The 6,087-nt window shown below is 65.9% G+C and carries 7 protein-coding genes; 5 read left to right on the plus strand and 2 right to left on the minus strand.

Going from position 1 to position 6,087, the window contains the following annotated elements:
• The 5 genes from VF497_RS13725 to VF497_RS13745 form a co-directional block, all read left to right on the plus strand.
• A partial coding sequence (locus VF497_RS13725; RefSeq protein WP_330889641.1) for an efflux RND transporter permease subunit occupies positions 1 to 1,065 on the plus strand: 1,065 nt, incomplete at its 5' end.
• The gene (locus VF497_RS13730; protein ID WP_330889643.1) at positions 1,052 to 2,260 is read left to right on the plus strand and encodes an efflux RND transporter periplasmic adaptor subunit; all 1,209 of its coding nucleotides are present in this window, start codon (positions 1,052 to 1,054) and stop codon (positions 2,258 to 2,260) included. The genes VF497_RS13725 and VF497_RS13730, both read left to right, overlap by 14 nt.
• Before the next feature lie 60 nt (positions 2,261 to 2,320).
• On the plus strand, positions 2,321 to 3,322 hold the full coding sequence (locus tag VF497_RS13735) for an LLM class flavin-dependent oxidoreductase (RefSeq protein ID WP_330889645.1): 1,002 nt from the start codon (positions 2,321 to 2,323) through the stop codon (positions 3,320 to 3,322).
• Between the two features lie 58 nt (positions 3,323 to 3,380).
• On the plus strand, positions 3,381 to 4,076 hold the full coding sequence (gene trhA / locus VF497_RS13740) for a PAQR family membrane homeostasis protein TrhA (RefSeq protein WP_330889648.1): 696 nt from the start codon (positions 3,381 to 3,383) through the stop codon (positions 4,074 to 4,076).
• A complete protein-coding gene (locus VF497_RS13745) occupies positions 4,073 to 4,471 on the plus strand; it encodes a GFA family protein (RefSeq protein ID WP_330889650.1) in 399 nt (132 codons plus the stop codon). The genes trhA and VF497_RS13745 overlap by 4 nt, the downstream gene beginning before the upstream one ends.
• A 66-nt stretch (positions 4,472 to 4,537) precedes the next feature.
• Here VF497_RS13745 and VF497_RS13750 read toward each other — a convergent pair whose 3' ends face one another.
• The gene (locus VF497_RS13750) at positions 4,538 to 5,596 is read right to left on the minus strand and encodes a hypothetical protein (protein ID WP_330889652.1); all 1,059 of its coding nucleotides are present in this window, start codon (positions 5,594 to 5,596) and stop codon (positions 4,538 to 4,540) included.
• A 289-nt stretch (positions 5,597 to 5,885) separates the two neighbouring features.
• Positions 5,886 to 6,087: DUF456 domain-containing protein (locus VF497_RS13755; protein WP_330889654.1), on the minus strand; the 202-nt coding region annotated here is incomplete at its 5' end.

A 6,087-nucleotide genomic window follows, 5' to 3' on the forward strand; every position in this document is an offset into this window, starting at 1 on the left:
CGGCGCGTGCCCGGCGTGGCCGACGCGCGCATCCAGCAGACCGGCCGCGCGCCGGCGCTCAAGGTCGACGTCGACCGCACGCGCGCGCAGTACGCGGGCGTGACCACGCGCGACGTGACCTCGAGCCTCGTCGTCAACCTCGCCGGATCGAGTCAGGTCGCACCGACGTTCTGGCTCAACCCGGCCAACGGCGTGACCTATCCGATCGTGATGCAGACGCCGCAGTACAGCCTCGACTCGCTGGAGAAGCTGCGCAATCTCTCGATCAACGCGCCCGGCGGCACGACCGCGGTGCTCGGCGGCATCGCCGACATCTCGCGCACGCAGGTCAACGGCGTGTTCAGCGAATACGACATCCGCCCGCTCGTGCAGATCTACGCGACGACGCAGGACCGCGACCTCGGCGGCGTCTCCGCCGACATCCAAAAGATCATCGACGCCAACGCGAAGGACGTACCCAAGGGCGCCAACGTCGTCCTGCTCGGCCAGGTGAAGACGATGAACAGCGCGTTCTCGGGCCTGCTGTTCGGCCTCGTCGGCGCGATCGTGCTGATCTACTTCCTGATCGTCGTCAACTTCCAGTCGTGGAGCGATCCGTTCGTCATCATCACCGCGCTGCCCGCGGCGCTGGCCGGCATCGTCTGGATGCTGTTCGCCACGCACACGACGCTATCCGTGCCCGCATTGACCGGCGCGATCATGTGCATGGGCGTGGCGACCGCGAACAGCGTGCTCGTGATTTCGTTCGCGCGCGAAAAGCTCGACGAGCTCGGTGACGCCACCGCAGCCGCACTCGAGGCTGGCTTCGTGCGCCTGCGCCCGGTGCTGATGACCGCGCTCGCGATGGTCATCGGCATGCTGCCGATGGCGCTCGGCCTCGGTGAAGGCGGCGAGCAGAACGCACCGCTCGGCCGCGCCGTGATCGGCGGCCTGATCTTCGCCACGATCGCCACGTTGTTCTTCGTGCCCGTCGTGTTCAGCATCATTCATCGGCGCCATGGCGACCAGGTTCGTCCAGATCAGGCGCCGCAAGCATCGTTCGGAGAGTCCCATGTCGCAGTCTGACAATATTTCCCGCAAGCCCGGCTCGCGCCGCGGTCTGCGCCTGGCCGGCATCGTCGCCGTCATCATCGCCGTCGTAATCGTCGCGCATGGACTGATCGTGCGCGCCGCGGAATCCTCGCGCCTGCGCGACTGGACCGATGCGCAGGCGCTGCCAACCGTCGCGGTCAATCCGCCGGCGAGCAGCGCGAATGCGTCCGGCCTCGAATTGCCCGGCCGGCTCGAGGCGTTCAAGCGCGCGCCGATCTACGCGCGCGTGCCCGGCTACGTCAAGGACTGGAAATACGACATCGGCGCGAAGGTGAAGGCCGGCGACGTGCTCGCCGAAGTCGAAACGCCCGACCTCGACCAGCAGCTCGCGCAGGCGCGCGCCGACCTCGCCACCGCGCAGGCCAACGCCAACCTCTCGCGCACGACCGCGCAGCGCTGGCAGGCACTCGGCAAAACCAGCCTCGTCGCCAAGCAGGACGTCGACGAGAAGACCGGCGATCTCGCCGCCAAGCAGGCCGCCGCGAACTCGGCACAGGCCAATGTCGCGCGCCTCGTCGCGATGAAAAATTTCGCGCGCCTCACCGCGCCGTTCGACGGCATCGTCACCGCGCGCAACACCGACGTCGGCGCGCTGGTCAACGCCGGCAGCGCGGCCGGCTCGGAACTGTTCGTCGTCTCCGACACGCAGCGCCTGCGCGTCAACCTTGCCGTGCCGCAGAACTACGCGCCGAGCGTGCCGCCCGGCACCAAGGCGACGCTGAGCGTGCCCGAATATCCGGACAAGACCTATACGGCCGACGTCGAAGCGTCTTCGCAGGCGGTCAGCGCCGCATCGGGCACGACGCAGATGCAGCTGCTCGTCGACAATCCCGGCGGCGAACTGCTGCCCGGCGGCTACGCCAGCGTGCGCCTCGACCTCAAGAACCGCAGCGACGTGCTCAGCGTGCCGGCAAGCGCGCTGATCATCAACGCGAAAGGCATTTCGGTGGCGACCGTCGATGCGGACGACAAGATCGTGGTCAAGCCGGTGACGATCGCGCGCGATCTGGGCAAGACGATCGAAATCGGAAGCGGTCTCGCGGCGACCGATCGCGTCGTCGAGAATCCGCCCGACGGCGTCGTCAGCGGTACGCAGGTGCGCATCGCCGGAGCGCAGCCGAAGGGACAAGTCGCCGCGACGGAAAAAGGCAAGAACCAGAAAGGCTGAGGAACGCGAACTCCGCGGCGCGACGCTTGAGTGCGCGTGCCGCGCCACCATCTTGCGACGATGACCGGCAAACGCGTTCCCCTCTCCGTCCTCGACCTTTCCCCGATCTGCGCCGGCTCGACCGCCGCGCAATCACTCGCCAACACGCTCGACCTCGCCCGGCACGCCGAGCGCTGGGGCTACCGGCGCTACTGGCTCGCCGAGCACCACAACATGCCCGGCATCGCGAGCGCGGCGACCTCGGTCGTGATCGGCCACGTTGCCGCGGGCACGCGCACGATCCGCGTCGGCGCCGGCGGCATCATGCTGCCGAACCACGCGCCACTCGTCGTCGCCGAACAGTTCGGCACGCTCGCGACGCTGTATCCCGACCGCATCGATCTCGGCCTCGGCCGCGCGCCCGGCACCGATCAGCGCACGATGGTCGCGCTGCGCCGCCATCTCGCCGGCGACGTCGATCGTTTTCCGCAGGACGTGCTTGAACTGCAGGCGTATTTCGCCGCGCCCGAAACCGCCGCCGCGCCCGTGCGCGCGATTCCGGGCGAAGGCACGCAGGTGCCGATCTGGATCCTCGGTTCGAGCCTGTACGGCGCGCAGCTCGCCGCCGCACTCGGCCTGCCGTTCGCGTTCGCCTCGCATTTCGCGCCGGCCGAACTCGACAACGCGCTCGCGCTGTACCGGCACCGCTTCAAGCCGTCGGCCACGCTCGCGCAGCCGTACGCGATGGCCGCGCTCAACGTGTTCGCCGCCGACAGCGACGCCGAAGCGCAGCGTCTGTTCACGAGCCTGCAGCAGGCCTTCCTCAACCTGCGCCGTGGCACGCCGGGTCAATTGCCCGCGCCGATCGACGACATCGGTGCGTTCGCCTCGCCGCAGGAACTGGCGATGGTCGATCACGCGCTGTCCTGCTCGGTCGTCGGCGCCGCGGATACGGTACGCAAGGGCGTCGCCGATTTCCTCGCACGCACGCAGGCGGACGAACTCATCATCACCGCGATGATGCACGATCACGCCGCGCGCCTGCGTTCGTTCGAAATCCTCGCCGACATCGCTGCGATTTGAGTCGTCCGTCGCGCGACGCGCGCTATGTTTCAAACGCGACGTGCGCTAAGGTCGCGCCATGAATGCATCGATCGCCGCCACGCACGCCGACCGCGAGGAAATTGCCAACACGCTGACGCACGGCCTCGGCATCGTCCTCGCCGTCATCGGTGCCGTCGTCCTGCTGCTCGCCGCGCAGGCGAGCGCAGCGCCTTATGCACCGATCGCATGCGTAGTCTACGGCGCGACGATGATCGTGCTCTACCTCGCGTCCACGCTGTACCACGGCGCAGGCATCTGGCACGCGAGCGGCATCGCGCCACTCCGCCCGCGGCTGCGCGCGTTCGACCACATCGCGATTTTCCTGTTGATTGCCGGCACCTACACGCCGTACGTGCTGATCGCGTTGCGCGGCACTTGGGGCTGGAGCCTGTTCGCGATCGTCTGGTCGCTGGCCGCGCTCGGCACGCTCTTCGAGCTGACCTCGCTGCGCCGATTCCGCGGCGCGATGGTCGCGCTCTACCTCGGCATGGGCTGGGTCGGCATCGTCGCGATAAAGCAATTGTTCGCCGCGCTGGCGGCCCCCGGCGTATGGCTCGTGCTTGCCGGCGGCCTTGCGTACTCGCTCGGCGTGATCTTCTACAAGATGAAATCGCTGCGCTATCACCACGCGATCTGGCACCTGTTCGTGCTCGCCGGCAGCGTGCTGTTTTATTTGTCGATCCTGCTTTACGTAATACCTGGCGTATTACCTGAGATCCCCGGCAAAACATGAGCGCAGCCGGATTCGTCGCTCATCGCGGCCGCTGCCACTGTGGCGCCGTGCGTTTCGAGGTCGATGCGCCCGCGCGCATTGCTGCGCTCGACTGCAACTGCTCGATCTGCCGCATGAGCGGCTACCTGCACCTGATCGTGCCGGCCACGCGCTTCCGCCTGCTCGCCGGCTCCGAAGCATTGAGCGAATACACCTTCGGCACGGGCACAGCGAAGCACCGCTTCTGTCGCATCTGCGGCATCAAGTCGTTCTACGTGCCGCGCTCGAATCCGCATGGCTACGACGTCAATGTGCATTGCCTTGATCCGGCAACGATCGAAGCCGTCGACGTCCAGGCATTCGACGACGCCGACCGCGATGCGGCCACCGCCGCCATCGCGCATCTGTCGCGCTGAGCCTCCGCGCGGAAGGAAGCGGCATGCGGGATCGCTCGAACGATCCCGCACGCGCCTTACGCGTGCTCAATCGTCATTGTCGTCCTCGAAACCGAATGGCCGCGTCAGGCCGGTAAAATCGCCGATACGCTTCGCATCGTAGGGCCCGTTGAGCTGGTTCGCGCCGTTGCCGGCGACGTTCAGCATGCCCTGCTGGAACACGATGGTGCCGTCCTTCGTCACTTCGATCACGCGGTTGTTGAACTGATCGCTGATGAGCGTGTTGCCATTGCGCAAACGTATGCCTCGCGTCGGCGCCGGATTCGGATTGCTGCCGGCCTGCGCATTGGTCGCGTACTGCCACACGATCGCATCATGCGCATCGACTTCGACGATGCTATTGTTGCCCGAATCGCTGATCAACGTGTCGCCGTTGTCGAGCCGGCTCGCGAACGCCGCGCCGCTGAGCATGCCGCCCTCGGTGAACGTGGCGACGATGCTGTTGTCGGCGGGCTTGACCTCGATGACGCGATTGTTGCTTTCGTCGGCGATCAGCACGTTGCCGTTTTCCAGAAGCTCAGCGCTGTTCGGATTGTTGAGCTGGTTGGGGCCGCTGCCGCTGACTCCGGTGGTGCCGTATTGCCAGACGATGTTCTTCTTGAGATCGACGAGGATCACGCGCTGGTTGCCCTGATCCGTGATCATGACAAACAAACCATGCTGGCCCGGGAAGCTGGAAAGAAACAGCGAGTGCACGGGCGTGTTGAGTTGATCGGCATCGGAACCCGTGACACCGGCCTGGCCATATTGCCAGATGATGCGGCCGCGCTTGTCGACCACGAAGACGCGATTGTCCGGACAGCCGTTCACCGCATCCGAGCATCCGGGCAATGGCGGACTCGCCGCCGGGATGCCGGTGCCCGAGATCAAGGTGTACTCGCCGAAGCGTTCAGCATCATTGACTCCTACCACGCTGGTCGGCCCGGGTTGATCGGAACCGTCGCCGAATTGCCAGAGGATGGCATGCGTCTGCGGATTGACCTCGATGACGCGGTTGTTGAATTGATCAGAGATCAGGATATGCGCACCGCCTCCCTGATCGTTTGCCGCCCACGCCACGGCGGGCAGGCACAGAACACCGACCATTGCGATTCGGCGCAGGCGCCTCAGGGAAGGGAACAAGAAAGTTGCTTTGATGGCCATGACACACTCCATAACTAGGGTCGAAGGCGGGCGGCATGCCGACCCGCGTCACGGTCATCGAGAAAAGGGCGATGCGCGCAGCAACGCAGGACGACACCCCCCACTGGTCTATCCCGGTTCCGCGGCGCAAGGTTCAATCATCTGATGCCGATTTCCCGGGATCGGCAAATCGGCCTGGACATCTCAAGACAAGCAACAGCATCGATCGTGCCACCGGCATGACCGGCGTCGCTCAGAACACGAAACTGAGTGCGAATATCCCGAGCATCGCAAAGCACAGCGCAATTTTCGCGAGCGTGCCGAACAGCAGCCCCAGCCACGTGCCGACACCGACATGCGTGGCGCGGCTCAGTTGGCTGCCGACCAGCAACTCGCCCGCGACTGCGCCGAGGAACGGTCCGAAAATCAAACCCGGCAAACTGAAGAACAGGCCG

Origin of the sequence: Rudaea sp. (assembly GCF_036383415.1) — a bacterium.
Classification (GTDB): domain Bacteria; phylum Pseudomonadota; class Gammaproteobacteria; order Xanthomonadales; family Rhodanobacteraceae; genus Rudaea.